Genomic DNA, 20,820 nt, shown 5'->3' on the forward strand with positions numbered 1-20,820 from the left:
TGACATCGGCGAAACCCCAACGTAGCTTGGCGAAGGTATCGACGGTGTTCAGTTCGTAAGCAGCCTTTTCCGCCTTGGTCAGCGCAGCACCGGAGGTCTTGACCTTGATGATGCGTTCCAGATTGCCCGACACGGACAGGACGCGCGCCAGTGCGCGGATCGGGCTGGCCTTGTTCAGTGCGCGGGTGATTTCGCTGTCGAAGTGGGTAGGGATCGTGTGACCACCTTCCACGTTGACCGTGCGGCTGAATTCGTCGGCCTTGATGTCGCCGTCGGTGACAGCGTGGCGGCCCTTAACAAATGCGAATTGCGCGACGCGCAGATCGTCAGCGGCATCTACAGTCTGGGACTTAGTAGCGGACTTGCGCGCCAGTGCTTCGGTCGCTGCTTCAATAGCTGCTTCCTGCTCAACCTGCTTATCCTGTAGAGACTTGATTTCGGCATAGAGGTTCTGGACCTCTGCCTTGTTCACAGCGTCCGCCGAATTGGCCTTGGTCGCCAGTTCGTCAAACAGCTTCTGGATATTCTCGTTCACTATTCACCTCTGATTTTGAGTTCAGAGGAGGGCGAAAGCGAGTCCTGCTGTTGTGAGAGGGCGAGTCCTCATCGGAGTGCCGGTCAGCAGTGCTGACGCTCTATTTATCGATTGAATGCCTGCTTGATGCGGTACGATAGCCAAGCATCTTCAAATGCCTTCTGTAGCTGCTCATCATCTTCCGATGCTGCCGCCTCGACAATCTCGGCTGGATCGAGCGCGACTTCTGCAAGCACGTTGTCATGGGAGGTGCCGTTAGCCACGGCGCGCAGCGTCTCCGCGAAATCCGCAAGGCGCTGCTGATCCTCAAGGCTCAGGTCGCTGTAGCTTTCGCCGATGTTGCCCTTTACGGCGCTGATGACGGCTAGCTCGTTGCAGGGGAAAGTGACTGCGCTGATCTCATGGAGCGCAATTTCCTTGAGGCGCAGGACACGACGGTCCTTCACGCGGTCGGCCTGCTTCTGGATCACACGATAGCCGATGGAGAAGCTGTCCAGCGTTCCATCAAGAAACTGCTGACGCACATTCTGGCCGTCATGGCTGTCAGAGAAGCGGGCCTTGAAATACAAGCCTTCGTCGCTGTCGCGCAGTTCCACGATCTTGCCGATAGGACGGTCGTGACGATGGTGGGCGAGGAAGGGCATTCCCTTCTTGCTGCCGTTGAAGCGATCTAGGGTGCGGGCATAGGCCCCGCGTTCCACGATATCACCGGCATGGTCGATGTTGCCATATGTGGACGCCAGACCCTCGACCTCGTTCTCCCTGATAGGAGCGGCTTTGAAACTCTTCGTCAGAAATTGAATGGTCATAAGCGTCTGGTTCCTATCCGTTCCTCTTGCCGTTATTTATTGCGTTACCCGCGCTGATCGGCGCGGCGGCTGGTATCAGCGCCGTGGCCAACGATGCGGGGCTTGGCAGTTTCAGGTTGCTGCTGGGGTTCCCTGTCACCACTAGAAGTGGCGAACGCCTCGCCAGCACCGGCAACCGGGATAGGGATGTTGCCCCATTCCACAGGCGGCCAGCCCATAGATTCTCGATACTCGTTGAAGGTCAGCGCGCCGCGACCGGCCATTTTATCGACCTGCTCCAGCTTATCGTCCTGGAGGTATGGAAGCTGCGTCTCGTCAATCGTGAGGGACAGCTTCGGGTCGCCCATCTCCTCAGCCAGAAAGGCTTGAAGATGGCCAAGGATGAATTCGGCTCGGGGCTTGAGCCAACCGGTATAAAAGGTGCGATCCGCCGTTCGCATGTTCATGCCGGTGGTTTCGCCTTCAAAGCCTAGCATCACCGGCTGGACGCCAAGCGCCATTGCGATGCGGCGTTCTAGCGCCTTCACGACATCAACAATGTCGAGTTCCGCGAAGGTCATCTGGTTCTCGATGAAGTTCGATCCGGCGACCAGACCCTTGAGTTCGTCGTCGCTGCGAAGGCGTTCCATCGTGTCGCGCAGCTTCGCCCAATCATCGTCGGTCATGTCGTCCAAGCCGTCGATCTCAGGCAGCGTGATCCAGCCTGCCTTGCGACCGCCATTGGCGAAACGCGCATACATGAGCTTTGTAGCAGCGGCATATGCCGAGACATCGGCCAAGATAGCGTCGCCGGCTCCTGAACCCTGTAGGGCGCTCAGCGGATTGTAGATGCTTATTTGCAGCACGGCCCCGTCGATGACCTCATAGCGATTGGTGCCGTGGATGATGCGTTCGACCATCTGAGTGCGGCCGAAATCGTCAGGGTCCATCGTGAAGATGAGTTCTGGCTTGCTGGTGCCGGTCAGGCGTTTCGACGGGTCGTAGAGGATGCGGTTCTGATCCGGCTCCTGATACATGAAGTCGGGACGAAGCCCTTCAATGACCGGCCTGCTGGCAATCTCTTTGCTGAGAAACAGCCAGTTGTCGCCGCCGATGCCAAGGTCCGTTTCGATCACGCGGAGCAGGTTGTTCATGGTGCGGTCGCGGAAATTGGGCTGGGTCAGGACTTTCTTGGTCGCCTTGCTGGCGCCCTCGATCTTGATCGTGATGCTGGCCAGCTTCTCGGCGCGGATTTCAAAGCAGCGACGGCTGACCGGGCATTTGTAAAGCAGCTTCTTTGCGCGGGCGGCGAAGTTCTCTTCGTCGGTCCAGACTCCTGACAGGCCTCCCGTGCTGAACATGCCGCCTACGCTGCGGCGACTGCTGGGCCTTTCGACCTTTCCGTAATCACGAGATTTTTGCCAGAACCACGCCACTGTGCCACCGTTAATTGGTTGATCTACAGCGTATTTATGAGAATGGATGAGAGGTTCCAGAAAACTAAGTGATTGGCCAAGTAATTACTCATCAGCTATGCGCGGTGCCTGCTGCTGACGAGCTTTGATGGATGCTGTTGGTGCCCGATCTTAATCAATCGTTGATCGTCACAACCTAATAAAGCTGTTCAAAGCGATATCGGAGGCCGATGCTATGCTGCGCTACCATCATGTAGTCACTATACTGTGCATAGCGGCGATCATTCTCCTGATCGTCTCAATTGGGATGCCGGTTGCCAGCGCAAGCAACCAAACGATTGAAGGTCTGCCCATCCTCTTGATTGGCTGGATGGGGATCGCTGCATGGCAGTTCGGATGGTTCGCAAACCTGATGATTCTTTGGATCAGCTTAAAAGGCATAGCTGATAACGCCATTACCCTTCGATCATTCCTCATTTTGATAGCACTGGCTGCAAATGCAGCCAATTGGAACGAAATCTACGTATCTACTGGAGGGCTTACCATAAGGGTGTGGCATTTAGGATATTACGTGTGGTGGGCCTCGATCGGCTGCGTCGTAGCGGCGTCTATTCTAGATTTCGTTCTCAGGCAGTCATATCGTCGTTGGGTGCGAACGCTCCAGTTCGTGGACAACTGAAATCTATCAGCTTGCGCGCGGTTGGTCATTTTTGTTGGGTTAATGGCGACCCATGCTGACGACGCGGAATCGCTGCTTGGGCTTAGCCCCCAGCAGATGGTTCACCCCCTGCGTAAAGGCGTCCCCACGGTCAGGGCTGGACTTCAAATCCGGCTCCCATTCTACAAGCTGGGTTTCCAGCTTATCCGACCGGCGCAGTAGTTTTACCTTGCCCATCTGACAATGGATGAAGGCTTCCTCCGCACGGGCATATTTGCTCTTCACGGCTGTCACGGGGATCACTCGAAGTGAGAAACCAGCTTCTATGGCCATTTTGCGGAGTAGGGCAGGGCCGGACTTCTGGTTATTATCCTCGAACAGCACGAAGTCGCCGGGCTTGAGGTGGCGCTTCGCCAATTCCACGATGTAGCGGTAGCTGGCGTCTAGTCCCATCTTATCCGAGAAGTCGTCCAGCATGATCGCCTGTTTCCCCTTCTTGCCGAACAGGACGATGCCGGTTTCGTCGTTGACGCCGCCGCTAGGGTCGATGCTAAGGAAGCGGCGGCCGCATGTTTCCGCATAGGCGCTGGGCAGTAGGTTTGTTTCGAGCGCCATGGCCTCCACGCTGTCGCGGCTCCATAGCTGGCTTTCGCCGGTCGTCCATTCGCCCATAATTTCTTCTCGGGCCTTGGTGCTACCCACGGCGGCCTCAGCCGTAAGTTCGGCCAGGTGGTCCGCGTCCTGATGGATATTGGCCATGGATGACGCGGTGGACGTGACGGTGTTGGGGCGCGTCTCAATGGCCTTCACCCATTCCTGCGCCTTGATGGGCGAGGTGGTGATAATCAGCTTCGTGCCGTGCTGATGCTTTTCACGGACGGCGCGGAACAGGTTGTCGAAGGTGCGCTCATTGCGCCAAAGCGTGAGTTCGTCGCCCCAGCCGAAGTTCAACGATGGACCACGAATGCCCTGTGGATCGTCGGCGGTGTAGATTGTCGCACGGGTGCCATTGGGCCAGATGACCGCCGCATCATGCGGTTTGAAGTGCGGGACGAAATCGGGGCGTGCTGTGTTGATGAGGCCGCTCGGCCCAAGGATCATGGTGTCGCGGACATGCTTGAATGTCGGGCCGACGAGGATGCCATAGCCGCCGGGGAAGAGATATTCGGCCAGCAGATTGCAGTTGGTAGCAGCCGCATGGGTCTTGCCTGCGCCACGTCCCATGCGGAGCATCCAGATACGCCAGTCCGCGCGGGGCATAAGCTGATGCTCTTCCAGCGCGAACGCCGGGTCTTGCATCACGGCCAAAATGGCTTCGCGGAATTCGTCGTCTTGAGCGGGGAGCCATTCATTCCAGAAGGCAGTGACGCCGCAATGGAGGGTCTGATCGCGAACGAAGGAGATAAGGTCTAGGTAGTCATCCAGCTTACTCGCCATCGACCACCTTGCCGCGCTTGGCGGCTGCGTCTGCGATACGCTCCTGTAGCGAACGAGCCTTGAGAAGCTGGTCGGTTTTCTTCTGGTCTAGCTGGTGACGACGATGCGCCTCAGCCAATGCGGCCTGCTGCTCGTCAAATGCCTGCTTGTGGATGCGCTGCCATATCTGGGCGCGCTGGTAATCCGACATATGACCGTAGAGGGCCAGATAGCATTGCTGATCGAGGGTAGAACTGATGAGCGCAGCAAAGTCGGCTTTCTCCATCCCCTTGTGGGCTTTTCGGAGCAAATCGCTGGTTCTGGCGACCGGATCGGAGAGAATCTCGTCGGTATTTCGGAGCCTGAAAGCCGGGACCGTTTCGCCCTCACGGGCGGCATCAATGATGCGGGCGACCTCGCCCTCCGTGCTGACGATCGTGACGCCGGGATCGCGGGTGTAGGGTTTCTGGAAGACGCTCTTTTGCTGCGCCTGAAAGTGCTTTTCGACCTGCTCAGGTGACGGCGGTGGCGGTGTTTTGTTCTTTGCCATGCCGGTATTTATTTTAGCGGCTAAAAATCTCGGCGGATGGCATCATTGGGGTGGCGAAACGAATGCGCACTCCCCACATTAGGCAGAACAGGAGGCCTGACGATGAATGCTTTTAACAGTCTGCCGAAGTCAGATTTTGAAGTGATCTCGCCGGATGGCGAAGTTCGCTCGACCGGAAAGGGCATCTTCACCGGCAATAAGGTCGTCGTGTTTGATGAGAAGCTGCTTGTCTATGCCGACGACGAGATTCGTCGCACTTTGCCCAGCGGTGCGGACGACACATTCACCGTGGTTGATCCGCAGTTCTTCCCGAAAATGGCGACCATCCCTGCGAATTTCCAAATCGATGTTCGAAGGAAAGGCACTTTCCCGCACGGCAAAGGCGGACATTTTAACATCACTGTGAGTGGTGAAAACTCTCGCGTGAACATCGGGTCAACCGACAATTCAACCAACGTCGTGAACAACAGCGGGGTATTCGCCGACCTCATCAACGCTATTGAAGGTGGCGTGGAGAACGTCGAGCAGAAGGCAGTGCTGGTCGAAGCCGTGAAGGACATGGAAAAAGCGAAAGGCACTGGTGGCTTCGCATCCGCCTATGCGAAATTCATGGGACTAGCTGCTGACCACATAGGCGTTATCACGCCATTCGTAGGTCCGTTGGCAGCGATGATTGGCGGGGCCTGATTAGCAAGCATTTAGCACGAATTCGACGCGATCACATTCGGCAGGGGGGAGGCAGCATGACCACTTACGCATATATCGACAACTCAAACATCTACATCGAAGGATGTCGCATCGCCGCCGTAAAATCTGGCATGGCAAAGGACATATATCAGGCGACGCAGCTTGGAATTGTCGATCATCGGTGGAAGATGGACTACGGGAAGCTCTATGATTTTATCTGTGGGAACGATGCTATTGCGAGGTTATGGGGATCGCCTCCACCCGGCGATAGTTTTTGGGAGATGCTAGACCGGAAAGGCTATAATCCCACGGTCTATGATAAGAATTACTCAAACCACGAAAAGAAAGTTGACGTCGCCGTTGCGAGTCGAATGACGAAAGATGCCTACACCGTGCTTGATAAAGCGAAGGACGAGATAATCCTTGTGTCAGGCGACACCGATTATGTGCCTGTCGTGACCGATCTAGTATCAGAGGGTTTCAAAGTCGAAGTTGCATTCTGGGATCATGGCGGCAGAGAACTTCGTGAATGTGCAAGCAGCGTTATCTCGCTGAACCAGTTCCATGACCATCTAACACGCTGAGGCTCCATGCAACTGTCATTGGTGTTCACTGCTATGGCTCTGGCTTCAATGCCAGTCGCGGTTCAGGCCGAAACGATTTATCTGAGTTGCCAACAAGTATCCAAACCTAAGTTCGGGCCAGCAGACCTCTTCGCAAAACCGCCAGCGGATCAGGATCAAGTCATTCAGGCTATCTATGAAGCCGGGTTTGCGGGCTTTGTGGTCGATCCCCCTGAGACATGGGCTGTGGACCTCTCTGAAGGCACAATCAAATCTCCCGGCGATGGACGCGCATACCAGATAACCCGCGTCACAGACACGGAGATAACCGGCTCATTCGTTAGCGAGAACAAAAACATATTTCTGTGGGGCTTGAACCGCATTAACGGCACAGTCGCTGTGACGAACACGTTGCGCGCCGAGGATCAGAAAGAGTGGAAGGCTAAACATGGCAAGCTGTTTCCAATCCTTTGGATGTGGTCGCAGAAATGTAATGCATCTGACCAACCAGCTATGTGAGAGTTCCAACAAACGTGGGTGCAAGCCGGACGCCTTTTTCAGCGTTGTGTGTCATTGCGGGTAACGTGACCCATCACACCCCACCGTCAAACATCTGTAGGGCACCCCCTTGGTTCTTCACCCTCGCCAAAGGTCAACCGATCTTTGATGTTGACTGCTGATTTCCGCATCCTGCGGGCAAGTTCGTCCCACTGATACCTCCACAGTCACACGATACTATCAGACTACCAAAGGACAACACCTGAATGGTGAAGGTATGGTTTTCATAGATTGTCCATATCTTGGCGCAGACTGCTGGCAGGACCACTAGATTTATATCGTCAACGTCAAAGATACTTCTTTGATCCTATGCCTGTTGAGCATATCACAGTTGAGTAGCAAAGCGACTACCTGAGCAGGGCTGACAGAACGGCTGAACAGGGTGATCCATTGGACAGGCTCTCCACGAGTAGTGGAGCATGGGGCAGGGTGATCCCTTGGCTGCTACCAGAATGGCAGAAAAGGTAAGAAAACGGCACCTTTCTGGTTGATTGGGTCAGGGTAAAAATGGCTATCGACGGCCAATTCACCACTGCATCCAGCCCTTATATTCAACGCTTTCCGTTCTGGACCGATAGCTGCGGATGACATATCCATCCCAGCATACAGTATCGGATGCTGACTTAGCGGGGGATCATCGCATCTATGTCGGACGCAAAGCGTAGCGGGCCAGAGCCAGTTGTGCCGTTGAAAGGTGAGGATGCCTTCTGGCTCACCGATCTGTATCCTGACGCAAAGGCTCTATTCGAGCATAATCATGCATCGCTCCATGAGGTCGTGGAACAATGTATGGTTGTGCTCGACGCAAACGTCCTTCTACTTCCCTTCGAATTTACTAAGGCATCGGTTGGCGAGGTTGAGCGTGTTTACACTCAACTGACAAAGGAAAGTCGGTTAATTGTTCCTGGTCAGGCTGCACGAGAATACTACAAGCATCGCAGCAGGAAGATCGCCGCAATCGCCGATGCGATTGATGGTGCGATTGCAAAGGCTAAGAAGCAGATATTTGATAGGCCGATCCCCCTTCTTGAAGACGACGAAGACTACAAAGCTGCTAGAGATTTAGGTGCTGAGGTGGTCAGCAAAGGCGAAGAAATCGCTCAAAAGCTAGTTTCAGTGAACGAGCGACTTCAGAATGAGATTGGGGATGATCGAGTTTCTGCACTCTACCGTAGGTTACTTGGCGCATGTGTGACGGAGATAGAAGCCGGACTAGATGATCGAAAGGCAGTGATTGAAGAAGTGGCACGTCGCGGGCGGCTGCAAATTGCGCCCGGTTACAAGGATCAGCAAAAGGAAGATGGCGGCATAGGCGACTACCTAGTTTGGCGAGTCATTTTACAAGAGGCTGGACGGCGGAAAACTCACTGCATATTTGTCACCGAAGAGCAAAAGCCTGACTGGTGGATTAAGCGTCATGGCGCTTTTCAACCAAGGCCTGAACTGATCGATGAATATCGACATGCATCTGGCGGGAAATCTCTACATTTGTTGCCGCTTTCGGCGTTGCTGGCCACCTTCAAAGCTCCAATATCGACGATTAACGAAGTCCAATTGTTGGAAGTCGAACGAAGGGATGGATCGGATAAGGAGACAACGGCGGACGCGGAATATATCCATTTAAAGCTGAGAAAAGACTACCTGCGAACGCTGGATCACAGACGACGTATAAAGCGCCAACTGAGGCTCGTTCAAGATCGAACGCGCCGGGTTGCCGAAAGGGTGAACAGCGAAGATCCCGCCGCAGTTTCGGAAGATGACTGGGCTTTGCTTGATCAACTTCAGTCTGAGGAGGTTGCCTTGATGGTTCAGCTAACGGAGCATGACCGCAAGTATGGCTCTCATCCAGATTTAGAGAATCTCCGGCGGAATGAATTCCCCGACCTATTCAATTAATAGCCGCGAGCCTTCCACAATGCTGCCTTCGCTTCCCTAAGCTGCTTCCGGGCATCGCGTCGGGTTTCACGAAGTCCTTTATTCTCGACCTGTAGGCGGTGCATCGCCGTTCGGACTTTGCGAACCTCTTCCTCAATGGCGCATAGGCGGCTGTCCGCATTCTCCAGCCATTTCGAAAGCGCCGACATCATCCCCATGATCGCAGATAGCTGCGTGGGAATGGTGTCTGTTAGGCGCATTCGGTCGATAGCGTCAGCGATCTCCTTCTTTTTGAGCAGGCCTCTGACGCGGTAGGCGGAGAGCCCTGTCCTTTCCGCGATGGCGCTGATTTTGTCGCCCTGAGCAAAGCCCTGAACCGCAATAGTCATCTGTTCGGGTGTGATAGGTGCAGGCTGGTTCGTCGTCATAAGTCCCTCCATTCCGCATATTTAGAGGGAGGTCAGTCTTAGGATGACGCAGGAGTCTCGCGACTGCATGTTCTCGTGGAAGGAGATGCAGGTATGTTTGAGAACTTCCGTCCGTGGTTTTACGCTGAGATTTCCGTCATAGTCTTGTTTGCAATCTGTGCCGCTCTATCGACGGGGCAATAAGGTCGCATGAGCAGATGGCCGGGTCGCCCCGGCCATCAGTGTCTATTCCATGTGCTTAGACGGGCTATGCTCCCTTACGGCCAGCCGCCCCGCGTTAACGCTTCAAGCCCCTCGTATTCACTACTTCGGGAGGAGGCAGAGAAGCGCAGCAATGGCCTGAACGATCCCGCGACAAACGGACCTAAAGGAGATTTGCGGCTGCCTTCTTGCCAGATATTTAGCCGCTAGATTTGTGGGCGGCACGATCTAGACTTTAGATCGCAGATCGATTGGAAATAAGGCTCCTCGCGCGAAAGCCGCGCTTTCGCAAAAGCAATTTCTTTCGTCCCGGCATCAACAGGTTAGATGGTAAACAGCCGCCATTAACCACGATAGTTTTTGACAGATTCCAAAACTGTGACAGCCTGAGTTCATAGCCGCACTGATGCGGGCTTATTGAAGGAGGCTTTATGAACACAGAATGGATCGAACTCAAGTCTGGTGAACTCCTGCACACTACTACCGTTTATAGCAGAATGAATGATCTTGGATGGACTGCTCGACAGGCTACTCAGACACCAGTGCAGAAGATGTCGTGGCGCGATGGGCGTATGAACATCGCTGCCGCTGCCCGTGCGGACAAGCTGACGCCGAGCAAGGTCCAAGTGCTGATGCGCGATTACGGCGTCTCCTATGAAGAAGCGCGGGACTATCTCAGGGCCACGGCTCACTGACGCCGTTAACGCCCTCCTAAGCGGGTCATGCTATGCGGGGGCTATGAAGCGGGGCAGCGGACATCGTAATTGGGCGAATGCCCATCATCGATCGGCGATGGGGCAGATGCGAAAGCGTAGGGGACGGCAGGACAATGATCCGGTCGTCCTCCTGCTTTCTGTGGTGCTCGTCGTTGCCGTGGGATTGACGGTGTTCTTCTGGCCCTCGTCGTCCATGTCCAATGACCGTCAGGGCAGTTTCGCATCCGACTTTTCCTGCCGCGTCAGTTCGATCACCGATGGTGATACGCTGCGCTGCGCGGACGGAACGCGAATCCGCCTCCATGCGGTTGCGGCTCGCGAGAGTGACGAGACATGCTCTCCCGGCCATCCATGCCCTTCTGCGAGTGCCGCTTCTGCCACCGCCAAGCTATCAGAGTTGGCGACTGGCCAGACGCTCCAATGTCAGAAAACCGGCACCAGCTATAAGCGAGTGACCGCGATCTGCCGCAATGAGGCGCATGTCGAAATCAATTGCGCCATGGTGCGAAGCGGGACGACTGTGATCTGGCCCAAATTCAATGGGCAGACGCCCATTTGCCGATCGGAGTGACCATGAGTTTCTTCAAAAAGATATTTGGGAGAAAGCCTGTTCGTCGTCAGAACGATCAGGCCTTTTACGATCCTTCCAACGCTCATGATCGCGTTGGACTGGCGTTGCTCGGAATGCTCAGGCCACAGTTAGATTTGTGCGGTTTTGAATTAGAGCATGTTCCAGATATTCCTCCCTTTAACGGACCAAAGTGTCGCGGCGCGTTAATTGGGATCTCCGAAGGGATTTTGGTGGGTGAAGGCGTCGAACGCACCGCTGACAACATCTATGATACGGTTATTGCCGCGTTTGCGCTTACCTTCAGTGACGCTGTCGGCCGAGACATGTCATTGAGGACCGTAAATGAGGCCCAAGCCGGGAATGAAGAAGTCAACGCAGCCATCGAATGGGCGATCGAAGACACCGTGGGTGTATATAAAAGCGGCGGACTGAGTAGCGCCGGATCATTCTACCTCGCTGCGATGGATATGATCTAGCCTGATTCGCTCACATCAACAACTCGTCGCTCTTCTGACTGTCAGGTCTGGTTTTGGATGACGCGGGAATCAGGTGACTGCACAAAAGCTGGACAACAAGGAGTTCAGCAATGCGCGCACCGATCATCAGCAGCACCGATTTCGAGAAGCTGTTCACGTTCACAGACCGAATGGAGCGAGCAGCGATGTATCGCCTGATGCTGCTGCTGACCAAAAAGCTGGGGCTTCGTCCCATGGAGATAGCAGGGATGGAAACCGGTTGGTTCGTTGGCGGCGAACTCCGCATTCCGCTCGGACATTCCAAGCGAAAGCAAGGGCGGTCACTTCCCGTTGATGCTGAGATTGAGGAGGCGCTTGCCGCGCATATGGGTGGGCAGAGGGGCAGGGTGTTCCGCAATGCTGCTGGTGAAGCATTCACTGCAAATGGTATCAGCGAAGCAATCCGCCGCATCTACAGGCTGGCAGGTGTTCAGGGTAGCTGCTATTCCGGTCGTCGCACGATGGCTACCCGGATGGTCGACAACAAAGTGAATATAGCCGTGGTGAGCAAGGTATTAGGTCATAGCTGCATCGCGACTACGCAGAGCTATATTGGTGTCACGGACACGATGATGCGCGAGGCACTTTTTTCCTGATACTCGATTTAGAACTTGTGCTGAAAGTCAGACGGCTATTGATAGAGCAGCGGCGGCGAAGGGTCGCAGAGATAGGAGTTCAATATGGCAATGGATTGGAAGAAGGCCGTTAAGCCGGTCGGAGAGTTCGCGGATTTCAAAAAGTCTGCTCCCCGCACACAGAAGACGGCTGCTGAGGTTGTGTCCGCTGCCATCGACAAGCAGATCGACCTGTTCAACAAGCCTAAAGCCGAAGGCCGTCGCTGGTTCGAGGTAAAGGGCGAGAATGTCGCGTTTAGCATCCGTTATGCCAACAGCCCGCTCAAATTGGTGGGCGACGAGAAAACGGTCGTGGTGCCCAAGGCGCAGTTCGTAGAGGTGCTACAGTCGATCAAGGCCGATGTGGAGAAGGGCGAATTCAAAACCCAACTCGACGCAGGCGAGGCCGCCGTCCGCAAGCGCAGTGCGACCATGGCTGCGACACGCAAGAAGAAGTGAGCCTATCCCATTTGGGACATCAGCCCCGGCCGGACCGGCTGGGGCTTTTTAACGCCTGACACTCATGGAAATGCCCGGTAAGCAAGCTGCTCACCGGGCTTTCTCTTATGCCCTTATATAGCCCACAGAGCGCGCCTGAGCGGCGTAATGGCTGAGGGTATGTTGGGCTTTCCAGTGTAGGTCTTGCTCCACGCGCAGCCCTCCCGGCCCCTTCACGGCGTAAATCTCGTCCATGCTCACATAGCCGATCTCGGGCATTCCATGGCCGATGTCGCATAGCCCGAACGCGAGGCCATCGTCGTCCATTTCCGTCAGCAGCCACGTCCCCGCCGTCCAGGGCAGGAACAGCTTACAGACGGGTTCGAAATCACGTTCGCGGGACGTGCCCTTGAGGGACAATTGCTCTTTGTGGTTTTCGGCGAGGCGTTGCGCTGCCTCTGGCGTGAACACTGATAACCATTCCATTTGGGCCATCCTTTCTTGATGTTTGGCCCTTTGGTCACACGACGCCTTTTGGCGGAGAAATCAACTCCAAAGAATTGAATTCTGGTGCCTTTCTTTGGATGACGCGGACTGGTTTTGGTTATTGATAGAGCAGCACAACGGCAACGGAGTGCTACACATGTTTACGCAGATCGAATTGAACCACCTCGCAGACTTCATGCTTGAGGTTGTCGATTGTGATGCCGACTACGAAGAGGACGAATTCTGCGTAAACTGGAATGGCCACCGGCTTTATGTAGAGCGTTACCTGACGCATTTCCGCATCGAAGTTGGGCATGAGGATGATGTAGTGGAATTACCACGTCACTGATGCCCTGAGAGCGTCATACAGGGAAGATAGAGGGGCAGGCGTAATGCTGTGCCCCTCTTCCCTTTTTGCCTTCTAAGACGCTTTGAGGGCATCGGCATATTACGCGGCCATTTCCTCCGGCGAGAGTGTCCAAGCGCCTTCCAACATCGTGCCGTCCTGGTCGAATAGCCACCAACTATAATCGTCGGGTTCGATCCTGAACGTCCCAACCTCTGTAATTATGATCCGTTTGATGAGGCGGCGCAGCGCCATGTTGACCCGACCGCGCGCATAGGTGCGAATCGCGTCATCTTCGCTGGTGATCTCATTTTTGAGATTCTCGATCAGCGTGCTGTCATCGTGACTGGAGGGAAGGGACTGTTGAATGGCAAGGGCGCGTCGCGCCTCCTCAACTGCCTGTGTCTGGGTTTCCACTTCAGCTTCCAGTGCGGTGACACGCTGCATGATTGATTTGGAACCGCCTTCCTCCAGCGCCTCGATCAAGTTGTTCAGCTTGTTCTGATTGCCGTCGCGTTGCCGCTCCGCCTCCGCGAGCCTTTCCCGTTCTTCTGTGAGGTGCTTACCCGCAGATTGGCGATCAATCAGCTTGGGCAACATCTCCTGCAACACCGTCCACTCGATCACATCATAGTTCAGGATTGAGCCGTTATCGCATCCATGTTTTCGACGAGCCCGATCGCATCGCATTTTTCGATATGTCTTACGTCGATAGTTGACCACCTCGCCGCTGACCTTCGTGTATTTTTGGACGGTATCTGTGGTGTGGCCGAAGTGGGCACCTCCACCGCATTTCTCGCAAACCACAATCCCTTGAAGCAGGTTGCGATTAGTGAACTTCTTGTTCTTTTTCTGATTGCCTTTTCGCATGGCCAGCGCCGCTTGAGCACGGTTCCATTTTTCGGCGGTGATGGCCTGCGGGTAAAAATCAGTCGCGATGGTTTTACCGTCCAGCGTTGTATATTCGCCCAACACAGTTCGCTTGGTTAGCAGCCGATAGATATAGCTGTAGAACCAGCCATTGTTGCCACGGCGCTGTTCTGGCGGGGTCCAGCTTGGCTCTTCTCGCTCGTTCAGAACCGTTACGATACGATGGATGCCGATGCCATCGACGTAGAGATCATATATCTCGTTCAGCACCTTCGTTCGATGCTCATTCAACACATACTTGCCATCCATCCGGTCTATCCAGAGCGGCACGTTGGGCATGGGAATGTCTTTTTCGCCGGCCGCTATACGGTCGAGCCGTGAACGCCATGAGGCGGCGGTTCGTTTGCTCTTCTTGTCGCTCTCGTCATGAGCCTGCTGGGCCAATATGATGACCTTGAACAGGTCGATCATCTCGCTCTCGCTGCCAGCCCTATATATGTGACCGTCATGGAAAGTGGCGACATCTATGCCACATTCGTTGATAGACCAGATTAGCTGCGCCGCTGCTTTGGCGCCTTGGCGGCTCAATCGGTCGATGTTTTCGACCACCAGCACTTTGCCTCGGTGAAGGCCGTTACGCGCTTCTAATTCGAACTGGTGTAGTTCTGAGCCTTCGAGGCGATTTGCGCCATGAAATGCGCTTCGAGCCTCGTCCGAGATGGATTTTTCTACGACCCAGCCCTGCCCGGCGGCAAAGTCCGCGCCGAGCGTTTGTTGTCTTTCGAGGGAATATCCCTTGCTTTGTTCTGCGCTAGAAAAGCGCGCATATATGATGGCAGATTGCGGCATACCCCGGACCTCGCACAGATGACGTTGCCATTTTGTTTACGTGTCTCGCAAATTGGGTACAGTTGATTGCTGCGATGAACCCGTGCCGGTGCGGTCATCTGGGCGATCCGGCGCTCGCCTGCTCCCGCGCCCCGCGTTGCGCCGCGGATTACCAAGCCAAGGTGTCCGGGCCGCTGCTTGACCGCATCGACCTGCATGTCGAGGTGCAGGCCGTGACCGCCGCCGATCTGGTGCTGCCGCCGCCGGCCGAAGGATCGGCCGAGGTCGCCGCGCGCGTGGCGGCAGCGCGGGCGGTGCAGACGGCCCGCTATACCGGCACATCGACACGGACCAATGCCGAAGTGGATGGGGAGCGGCTGGAAGAGGTTGCCGGGCCGGACGAGGCGGGGCGGCAGTTGCTGGCGCAGGCCGCCGCCGCGATGAAGCTGTCCGCGCGAGGATATACGCGCGTGCTGCGTGTCGCGCGGACGATCGCCGACCTTGCCGGCGCAGACTCTGTTGGCCGCGTCCATGTTGCCGAGGCCTTAAGCTACCGGCGGCGAGCGCCAGCCAATTAACCTGATTGATGCCGAGCGCGCTGGCCGACGTCTATTCGGCCGCTTCGTTTGCCAGCAGCTTGATCTCGGCGGACGCTTCACTGGCCTTGGGGCTGAACCGGCCTTCTATCCTGCTGCCCGGTTCGATCGTGATGCGTTCGTAGACGACGTCGCCTGTGATCCTGGCGCTGCTTTCCACCACCAGCTCGTCAGCCGCGATGGACCCGTCGACCAGGCCCGCAAGCCGCGCGCTTTGCGCCGTCACATGGCCGATGATCCGGCTGTCAGGTCCCTGGACCAGCGCAGCGCACCGGATATCGCCTTCCACAACGCCATCGACATGCAAATCGACGCTGGCTGACAGGTCGCCGGTGATCGTCACGTCCCCGCCGATCAGCGAGAAGGGAATGGACTTACCCCCGGTTGCCGACGTCGGCAAAGCGGGCCTTGGCGATTTGCTGGACTTGGAGAACATCTTTGCGGGCCTCCAGAAAGCGGCGGGGATTGATGGCCTGGCCATTGAGCCGGACCTCGAAATGCAGATGCGGCCCTGTCGAGCGGCCGGTCGAACCCATGCGGCCTATCGTCTCACCCCGCGCGACCTTGTCGCCGATATGGGCGGCAAAGCCCGACAGATGCGCGTAGCGGGTCATGATGCCATTGCCATGCGTCACTTCCACGACATTGCCGTAGCCGCTGCGCTGGCCAACGAAGCTGACCTTGCCATCGGCAGCGGCATTGATCGGCTGGCCGCGATGGCCGGGGAAATCCAGACCCGCGTGAAAGGCGGCGTGGCCGTTGAACGGGTCGCGGCGATAGCCATAGGAACTCGACAACATCGGTGTGCTGGTCGGCTGGCCTGAAGGAATGGACAGGAGACTGCGTTCCAGAAACTCCATCCGCGCCATCGCATCGGCCAGTTCTTCCAGTTCTCCGGTCAACGCCTTTTCATCGCCGTTCCAGGGAACGAACGGGCCGCCCTGCGCGCGCGCTGCGTTGCGCGCCAATTTGTCGGGGTCCAGCCCGAAGCTGCGGATCGCGGCCGCAGCGCGCTCGGCGCGCCGTTCCACGGCGCCCGTCAGCAGCAGGGCGAAGCGCCGCTGCCGATCCTGAAGGCGCATCAAGGGCGCGGCTTCGGGCGCGATGCTGATCTTGGTCTGCCGCGCGGCCTTTTCATCCTGCCCGTCCGTGCCCAGCAGATCCTCGCCAGTCTTGTCGTCATCGCCGCCAAAATGCGCGCGATAGAGTTCGTCCATGAAATCCTGGCGCGCTTCCAGGTCTTGCGCCAGTTGGTCGACAGACTTGCGGTAGTCGGCGACCTTGCCGGCGGCCTTGGCGACAGACTGGCCCTTCGCCGCCAGCGCGGCGCGCTCCTGCTTCAACGCCATGCCATCGATCGCCATGGCGGCGGTGACACCGCCCCAGCCAAGCAACAGTGCAGCCGTGCCGCCCAGCGTCCAAAGCTGGGCGCGGCGACTGATACGGAGGAATTTGACCTGGCCGCCCGAACGCAGGAAAATTTCCCGCTCAGGGCAAAGCGCATTCCACCATGCGCGGAGGGCGACGACCCTCTGGCTATTCAACTGCAACAATGACGACCCCGTGCTCTTTTCGACTCGGGCCGGTAGCAAAGCATGGCGCCGGGCGCGAATCCTCTGCTCCGGACTCGTGACGAGTCGAAGGGGTGGCGCGATGAAATGAAATGGAGCGGCTTTTGTTCCTTGCAGAAAAAATAAATGTCAGGCCTGCCGAGAAATCCCCTCCGGGCTCATCAACAATTGTTCCACCCCGACTGCCGGCATGGCCGCCCCGAACAGATAGCCTTGTCCATAGTGGCACCCACCGGCACGCAAATAGGCCAGTTGCTGCGCATTCTCCACACCTTCCGCCACCGTGCGGATGCCTAGACTGTGGGCCAGGTTGAGCACCGCGCGCACGATGGCGGCGTCGTCGGGATCGGTTTCCATGTCGCGGACGAAGCACTGATCGATCTTGATGATGTCGATCGGGAACTGCTTGAGGTGTGACAGCGAAGCATAGCCAGTACCGAAATCGTCGAGCGCGATACTGATTCCTGCGTCGCTCAGCCGCTGAAGAATATGACACACCCGATCCGCATCGCGGCCTAGGAATACCGACTCGGTCACTTCCAGTTCGATCATCGCGGTCGGTATTCGTGCCGTGCGCATCCGGCCGAGCAGCCGATCGGCGAACGCTTCATCTTGCAGGTCAACGCCCGACACATTGAGCGCCACATGACCGACGGCCAACCCTTTGCTGCGCCAACGGGCGCAATCGTCGATGACCCGCTCGACCATTCGTTCGGTCAGCGCCGGGCCGAGCTCGGGATGCTCGAACGCCCGCGCAATATCGCCCGGCATGATAATCGACCCGTCGGCAACCGGGCATCGGAACAGAGCCTCGAACCCGATGATGCCGCCATCCTGCAAAGATATTTTCGGTTGATACCAGGGGCAGGGCTGTTCATGCGACAGAATATGGCGCGCGCGATCTAGCATGGCGGTTTCCCGCTCCCAACTGTCGAGCAGGTGCGGTTGGAACAGGATGGCGCGACCGCGGCCATTATTTTTTGCGTGATAAAGCGCAATGTCCGCATGTTTGAACAGCGCCACGTCATCGGCGCCATGATCGGGATAGAGCGCAACGCCAATGCTGGCGCGACATTCCAGCGGCCGGCCCGCATGGCTGAAGGGTGCGTGAAGCTGATCGGTGATCCGCATGAGGATCGGCTGGAGCGCCTCGGCATCGGGCAGACGCGTCAGCAGCACGGCGAATTCGTCGCCCCCCATGCGCGCTATAAGGTCGCCGGGGCGCAGAGCGCCGCGCAGTCGCTCCGCAACCGTCTGCAAAAGGGCATCGCCCGCGTCGTGCCCGGCCGTGTCGTTGATGCGCTTGAACTCATCCAGGTCCAGCAGAAGGATGGCGACAAGCCCGCGATCGCCCGAAGATGCGGTTGCTTGCGTAACCGCAGCGACGAAATGCGCCCGATTGGCTAATCCGGTCAGCGGATCGCTCATGGCAAGGCGCTGGAGGCGTAATTCTGTTTCCTTGCGGTCGGTGATGTCCACGACGCAGGTCATGTAGGCCGCGTCGCCATCGACCATGATGGCGCGTGACGACAACATGGCGTCTCGCGTCTGCCCGTCCGCGCGGCGCAACCGGCATTCGAATTGATCGACGGCCTCGCCGCGTTCAAGCCTCTGGACCAGCAGGCCGCGCGATCGACGATCGACATAGCTGTGCTCGACATTGTCGAGGTCGATCTCCAGCCCGGCTGCGTAGCCGTCGCTTGCTGCGCGGTTCATGCGCAGCAAGGTGCCATCGCGCCGTGTGACAAGCAGCGGCAGGGGTACTGCCATGAACAGATGCTCCAGCGTGTCGCGGCTTGCGGCCAGGGCGGCCTGCGCTGATCGGGCTGTTTGCCCGGCATCCCATTCCTTGCGCTGCAACCGGTTGTTCCGCGCGATCGCGATCCACATGCCGCAATGCAGGATTAGCATCGCCATGATCATGCCCGGCATCGTTGACGATAGCGGGTCGGGGGCAAGATAACCGGTCAAAAGCGCGATTTCGCATACCAGCCCCCCGCCAACATTGCCGCGAAAGCTGGTCGGCACCACGAGATAGAAGACGAGCGGCAACAGGACCATGACGAAAATGGCAATGTCGCTGCGGGAGCTGACCAGAAAGCCTACTGCGATGGCAACCACGCCCTGCCATGCCCAACAGATGCGCTCCAAGGCCCGAAAGCTTGTCATATGTTGACATAGGTAAAGGCAAGCGATGGACCAGATCACAATCGCCACGCGAGCGGGCACGGCCACCCAGAAATGGTCGGTTCCCGCAAAGCGCCAATCGCTCAGCAGAAACAGGCTGTTGAGGGCCGCCGAGAGGGCGAACAGGACATACGCATGATGTCTGGATTCGGGCAGTCGCTCAGCCTGGAACGCGGCTTCGCGATCGGGGGAGCGAAACTCGCCGGTAAAAGAGGCAATATCGGGCACGGCTGATCCAATGGCGGCGCGTCGGCGCGTTACCCTGGAATTAACTTGATCGAAGTTATCAAAAGCCTAATTCTGCTGCCGAACTGCCGTCTTTTTGGAGGGAGGGCGCACGCTTGACCCTGCGCGCGGACGCAGCTATAGCGCCGCCTGCCCAGCGGCCTTGCCGTGCGAAGACTCGTCTCCTCGCGTCATATCGGCTGAGCGACATTAGAGCTGAACATTGCCGGGTGCTCTTGCGGCTCCAGGGGGCTTATGCCCGCCGGGGCCTTTGCTGTTTGGCGGAATCCTCCGTCATCGGCACAGGACGCGGGAATGCCGGTAAAGTAACTGAAAAAGGTGAAGGGCTTCATGCCAACGATCAACCAGCTGGTCCGCAAGGGCCGCGAACTGCAGAAGGCCAAGTCGAAGGTCCCTGCAATGGAGGCGAACCCGCAGAAGCGCGGCGTTTGCACTCGCGTCTATACGACGACCCCGAAGAAGCCCAACTCGGCGCTTCGCAAGGTGGCGAAGGTGCGTCTGGTCAACCAGCGCGAAGTCATCACCTATATTCCGGGTGAAGGTCATAACCTTCAGGAGCACTCGGTCGTGCTGATCCGTGGCGGCCGCGTACGCGACCTTCCCGGTGTGCGTTACCATGTGCTGCGCGGCGTTCTGGATACCCAGGGCGTCAAGGACCGCAAGCAGAGCCGTTCGAAGTACGGCGCGAAGCGTCCGAAGTAAGAAGGGGAGACCAGGAATATGTCACGTCGTCGTCGCCCCGAAAAGCGCGTTATCCTGCCGGATCCCAAGTTCGGTGATATCGTGCTGTCGAAGTTCATGAACAGCATCATGCAGGACGGCAAGAAGGCCGTTGCCGAATCGATCGTCTATGGCGCTCTCGAAACTGTCGAGACCCGCGCCAAGAAGGACCCGATCGGCATGTTCCACGATGCTCTGAACAACATCAAGCCGGGTATCGAGGTTCGCAGCCGCCGCGTTGGTGGTGCGACCTATCAGGTCCCCGTCGAAGTGCGTCCCGAACGCGCCCAGGCGCTGGCCATCCGCTGGCTGATCACCGCCGCGCGCAACCGCAGCGAAACCACGATGGCCGCGCGCCTGTCGGGTGAACTGCTGGACGCCGCCAACAATCGCGGCAATGCCGTGAAGAAGCGCGAAGATACGCACCGCATGGCGGAAGCGA

At 57.1% G+C, this 20,820-nt stretch carries 24 protein-coding genes and 1 pseudogene; 14 read left to right on the forward strand and 11 right to left on the reverse strand.

The genetic code is table 11. The features are described from left to right. The 3 genes from B2V90_RS15595 to B2V90_RS15605 all read right to left on the reverse strand — a co-directional run. Positions 1-535 (reverse strand): phage major capsid protein (locus B2V90_RS15595; protein ID WP_293922141.1); only part of this gene is annotated, 535 nt, incomplete at its 3' end. A 104-nt stretch (positions 536-639) separates the two neighbouring features. Further along, positions 640-1,344, reverse strand: a complete 705-nt coding sequence (locus B2V90_RS15600; protein WP_293922144.1) for an HK97 family phage prohead protease — start codon at positions 1,342-1,344, stop codon at positions 640-642. Between the two features lie 44 nt (positions 1,345-1,388). After that, entirely contained in the window at positions 1,389-2,684 is a 1,296-nt protein-coding gene (locus B2V90_RS15605; protein ID WP_293922147.1) for a phage portal protein, read from the reverse strand. Between the two features lie 289 nt (positions 2,685-2,973). On the opposite strand from B2V90_RS15605, the gene B2V90_RS15610 reads away from it, so the two are divergent. Further along, positions 2,974-3,417 (forward strand): hypothetical protein, encoded by a 444-nt coding sequence (locus B2V90_RS15610; protein WP_293922149.1) that lies wholly within the window; start codon positions 2,974-2,976, stop codon positions 3,415-3,417. Positions 3,418-3,456: 39 nt separating this feature from the next. Here B2V90_RS15610 and B2V90_RS15615 read toward each other — a convergent pair whose 3' ends face one another. Both B2V90_RS15615 and B2V90_RS15620 read right to left on the reverse strand, forming a co-directional pair. Next, complete coding sequence (locus B2V90_RS15615; protein ID WP_293922151.1) at positions 3,457-4,833, reverse strand: terminase large subunit domain-containing protein; 1,377 nt, start codon at positions 4,831-4,833, stop codon at positions 3,457-3,459. After that, the gene (locus B2V90_RS15620) at positions 4,823-5,362 is read right to left on the reverse strand and encodes a hypothetical protein (protein ID WP_293922154.1); all 540 of its coding nucleotides are present in this window, start codon (positions 5,360-5,362) and stop codon (positions 4,823-4,825) included. Before B2V90_RS15620 ends, B2V90_RS15615 begins: the two co-directional genes overlap by 11 nt. 102 nt (positions 5,363-5,464) lie before the next feature. On the opposite strand from B2V90_RS15620, the gene B2V90_RS15625 reads away from it, so the two are divergent. From B2V90_RS15625 to B2V90_RS15640, 4 genes are all read left to right on the forward strand, one after another. Further along, a complete protein-coding gene (locus B2V90_RS15625) occupies positions 5,465-6,049 on the forward strand; it encodes a hypothetical protein (RefSeq protein WP_293922157.1) in 585 nt (194 codons plus the stop codon). Between the two features lie 56 nt (positions 6,050-6,105). Further along, positions 6,106-6,633 (forward strand): NYN domain-containing protein, encoded by a 528-nt coding sequence (locus B2V90_RS15630; protein WP_293922160.1) that lies wholly within the window; start codon positions 6,106-6,108, stop codon positions 6,631-6,633. Positions 6,634-6,639: 6 nt separating this feature from the next. Beyond that, on the forward strand, positions 6,640-7,131 hold the full coding sequence (locus tag B2V90_RS15635; protein WP_293922163.1) for a hypothetical protein: 492 nt from the start codon (positions 6,640-6,642) through the stop codon (positions 7,129-7,131). Between the two features lie 684 nt (positions 7,132-7,815). Further along, the gene (locus B2V90_RS15640; RefSeq protein WP_293922165.1) at positions 7,816-9,066 is read left to right on the forward strand and encodes a PIN-like domain-containing protein; all 1,251 of its coding nucleotides are present in this window, start codon (positions 7,816-7,818) and stop codon (positions 9,064-9,066) included. Here B2V90_RS15640 and B2V90_RS15645 read toward each other — a convergent pair. Continuing rightward, positions 9,063-9,473 carry a hypothetical protein gene (locus tag B2V90_RS15645; protein ID WP_293922168.1) on the reverse strand — a complete coding sequence of 137 codons (411 nt, stop codon included), beginning with the start codon at positions 9,471-9,473 and terminating at the stop codon, positions 9,063-9,065. The two genes, B2V90_RS15640 and B2V90_RS15645, sit on opposite strands and share 4 nt — an antisense overlap. Before the next feature lie 632 nt (positions 9,474-10,105). Between B2V90_RS15645 and B2V90_RS15650 the strand changes: the two genes are divergently transcribed. The 5 genes from B2V90_RS15650 to B2V90_RS15670 all read left to right on the forward strand — a co-directional run bounded on the left by B2V90_RS15650 (position 10,106) and on the right by B2V90_RS15670 (position 12,549). Beyond that, positions 10,106-10,369, forward strand: a complete 264-nt coding sequence (locus B2V90_RS15650) for a hypothetical protein (RefSeq protein ID WP_293922171.1) — start codon at positions 10,106-10,108, stop codon at positions 10,367-10,369. Positions 10,370-10,475: 106 nt separating this feature from the next. Beyond that, a complete protein-coding gene (locus B2V90_RS15655; protein WP_293922174.1) occupies positions 10,476-10,961 on the forward strand; it encodes a thermonuclease family protein in 486 nt (161 codons plus the stop codon). A gap of 2 nt (positions 10,962-10,963) precedes the next feature. Further along, positions 10,964-11,437, forward strand: a complete 474-nt coding sequence (locus B2V90_RS15660; RefSeq protein ID WP_293922177.1) for a hypothetical protein — start codon at positions 10,964-10,966, stop codon at positions 11,435-11,437. Between the two features lie 110 nt (positions 11,438-11,547). Continuing rightward, complete coding sequence (locus B2V90_RS15665) at positions 11,548-12,072, forward strand: tyrosine-type recombinase/integrase (protein ID WP_293922180.1); 525 nt, start codon at positions 11,548-11,550, stop codon at positions 12,070-12,072. An 84-nt stretch (positions 12,073-12,156) separates the two neighbouring features. Then, a complete protein-coding gene (locus tag B2V90_RS15670; RefSeq protein WP_293922183.1) occupies positions 12,157-12,549 on the forward strand; it encodes a hypothetical protein in 393 nt (130 codons plus the stop codon). Between the two features lie 105 nt (positions 12,550-12,654). Here the strand turns inward: B2V90_RS15670 and B2V90_RS15675 are convergent, their stop codons facing one another. Next, on the reverse strand, positions 12,655-13,014 hold the full coding sequence (locus B2V90_RS15675; RefSeq protein ID WP_293922186.1) for a DUF2958 domain-containing protein: 360 nt from the start codon (positions 13,012-13,014) through the stop codon (positions 12,655-12,657). Positions 13,015-13,171: 157 nt separating this feature from the next. Between B2V90_RS15675 and B2V90_RS15680 the strand changes: the two genes are divergently transcribed. After that, on the forward strand, positions 13,172-13,363 hold the full coding sequence (locus B2V90_RS15680; RefSeq protein WP_293922189.1) for a hypothetical protein: 192 nt from the start codon (positions 13,172-13,174) through the stop codon (positions 13,361-13,363). A gap of 99 nt (positions 13,364-13,462) precedes the next feature. On the opposite strand, the gene B2V90_RS15685 is transcribed toward B2V90_RS15680, so the two are convergent. Continuing rightward, entirely contained in the window at positions 13,463-15,079 is a 1,617-nt protein-coding gene (locus B2V90_RS15685; protein WP_293922191.1) for a recombinase family protein, read from the reverse strand. Between the two features lie 56 nt (positions 15,080-15,135). On the opposite strand from B2V90_RS15685, the pseudogene B2V90_RS15690 reads away from it, so the two are divergent. Then, a pseudogene (locus B2V90_RS15690) lies at positions 15,136-15,636 on the forward strand (ATP-binding protein); the annotation flags it as partial. A gap of 31 nt (positions 15,637-15,667) precedes the next feature. On the opposite strand, the gene B2V90_RS15695 reads toward B2V90_RS15690, so the two are convergent. The 3 genes from B2V90_RS15695 to B2V90_RS15705 all read right to left on the reverse strand — a co-directional run bounded on the left by B2V90_RS15695 (position 15,668) and on the right by B2V90_RS15705 (position 19,640). Then, positions 15,668-16,090: a bactofilin family protein gene (locus B2V90_RS15695; protein ID WP_228221620.1), complete on the reverse strand. Its 423-nt coding sequence runs from the start codon at positions 16,088-16,090 to the stop codon at positions 15,668-15,670. Next, positions 16,029-17,207 carry a M23 family metallopeptidase gene (locus tag B2V90_RS15700; RefSeq protein ID WP_228221619.1) on the reverse strand — a complete coding sequence of 393 codons (1,179 nt, stop codon included), beginning with the start codon at positions 17,205-17,207 and terminating at the stop codon, positions 16,029-16,031. Before B2V90_RS15700 ends, B2V90_RS15695 begins: the two co-directional genes overlap by 62 nt. 147 nt (positions 17,208-17,354) lie before the next feature. After that, positions 17,355-19,640, reverse strand: coding sequence for a putative bifunctional diguanylate cyclase/phosphodiesterase (locus B2V90_RS15705; protein WP_228221618.1), 2,286 nt, complete (start codon positions 19,638-19,640; stop codon positions 17,355-17,357). 348 nt (positions 19,641-19,988) lie between these two features. On the opposite strand from B2V90_RS15705, the gene rpsL reads away from it, so the two are divergent. Together rpsL and rpsG are read left to right on the forward strand one after the other, a co-directional pair. Further along, positions 19,989-20,360 carry a 30S ribosomal protein S12 gene (gene rpsL, locus B2V90_RS15710; protein WP_009820628.1) on the forward strand — a complete coding sequence of 124 codons (372 nt, stop codon included), beginning with the start codon at positions 19,989-19,991 and terminating at the stop codon, positions 20,358-20,360. Positions 20,361-20,378: 18 nt separating this feature from the next. Then, positions 20,379-20,820: 30S ribosomal protein S7 (gene rpsG, locus B2V90_RS15715; protein WP_293922196.1), on the forward strand; the 442-nt coding region annotated here is incomplete at its 3' end.

Origin of the sequence: Sphingobium sp. UBA5915 (assembly GCF_002431195.1) — a bacterium.
GTDB classification, from domain to species: Bacteria; Pseudomonadota; Alphaproteobacteria; order Sphingomonadales; family Sphingomonadaceae; genus Sphingobium; species Sphingobium soli.

Excerpts from the sequence above, each read along its gene's own strand:
- B2V90_RS15685 (WP_293922191.1), bottom strand. The coding sequence starts at position 15,079 with ATGCCGCAATCTGCCATCATATATGCGCGCTTTTCTAGCGCAGAACAA.
- B2V90_RS15610 (WP_293922149.1), top strand. The coding sequence starts at position 2,974 with ATGCTGCGCTACCATCATGTAGTCACTATACTGTGCATAGCGGCGATC.
- B2V90_RS15675 (WP_293922186.1), bottom strand. The coding sequence starts at position 13,014 with ATGGAATGGTTATCAGTGTTCACGCCAGAGGCAGCGCAACGCCTCGCC.
- B2V90_RS15645 (WP_293922168.1), bottom strand. The coding sequence starts at position 9,473 with ATGACGACGAACCAGCCTGCACCTATCACACCCGAACAGATGACTATT.
- B2V90_RS15615 (WP_293922151.1), bottom strand. The coding sequence starts at position 4,833 with ATGGCGAGTAAGCTGGATGACTACCTAGACCTTATCTCCTTCGTTCGC.
- B2V90_RS15640 (WP_293922165.1), top strand. The coding sequence starts at position 7,816 with ATGTCGGACGCAAAGCGTAGCGGGCCAGAGCCAGTTGTGCCGTTGAAA.
- B2V90_RS15650 (WP_293922171.1), top strand. The coding sequence starts at position 10,106 with ATGAACACAGAATGGATCGAACTCAAGTCTGGTGAACTCCTGCACACT.
- B2V90_RS15670 (WP_293922183.1), top strand. The coding sequence starts at position 12,157 with ATGGCAATGGATTGGAAGAAGGCCGTTAAGCCGGTCGGAGAGTTCGCG.
- B2V90_RS15680 (WP_293922189.1), top strand. The coding sequence starts at position 13,172 with ATGTTTACGCAGATCGAATTGAACCACCTCGCAGACTTCATGCTTGAG.
- rpsL (WP_009820628.1), top strand. The coding sequence starts at position 19,989 with ATGCCAACGATCAACCAGCTGGTCCGCAAGGGCCGCGAACTGCAGAAG.
- B2V90_RS15695 (WP_228221620.1), bottom strand. The coding sequence starts at position 16,090 with ATGTTCTCCAAGTCCAGCAAATCGCCAAGGCCCGCTTTGCCGACGTCG.
- B2V90_RS15655 (WP_293922174.1), top strand. The coding sequence starts at position 10,476 with ATGCGAAAGCGTAGGGGACGGCAGGACAATGATCCGGTCGTCCTCCTG.
- B2V90_RS15605 (WP_293922147.1), bottom strand. The coding sequence starts at position 2,684 with ATGTTCAGCACGGGAGGCCTGTCAGGAGTCTGGACCGACGAAGAGAAC.
- B2V90_RS15600 (WP_293922144.1), bottom strand. The coding sequence starts at position 1,344 with ATGACCATTCAATTTCTGACGAAGAGTTTCAAAGCCGCTCCTATCAGG.
- B2V90_RS15665 (WP_293922180.1), top strand. The coding sequence starts at position 11,548 with ATGCGCGCACCGATCATCAGCAGCACCGATTTCGAGAAGCTGTTCACG.
- B2V90_RS15635 (WP_293922163.1), top strand. The coding sequence starts at position 6,640 with ATGCAACTGTCATTGGTGTTCACTGCTATGGCTCTGGCTTCAATGCCA.
- B2V90_RS15625 (WP_293922157.1), top strand. The coding sequence starts at position 5,465 with ATGAATGCTTTTAACAGTCTGCCGAAGTCAGATTTTGAAGTGATCTCG.
- B2V90_RS15660 (WP_293922177.1), top strand. The coding sequence starts at position 10,964 with ATGAGTTTCTTCAAAAAGATATTTGGGAGAAAGCCTGTTCGTCGTCAG.
- B2V90_RS15620 (WP_293922154.1), bottom strand. The coding sequence starts at position 5,362 with ATGGCAAAGAACAAAACACCGCCACCGCCGTCACCTGAGCAGGTCGAA.
- B2V90_RS15630 (WP_293922160.1), top strand. The coding sequence starts at position 6,106 with ATGACCACTTACGCATATATCGACAACTCAAACATCTACATCGAAGGA.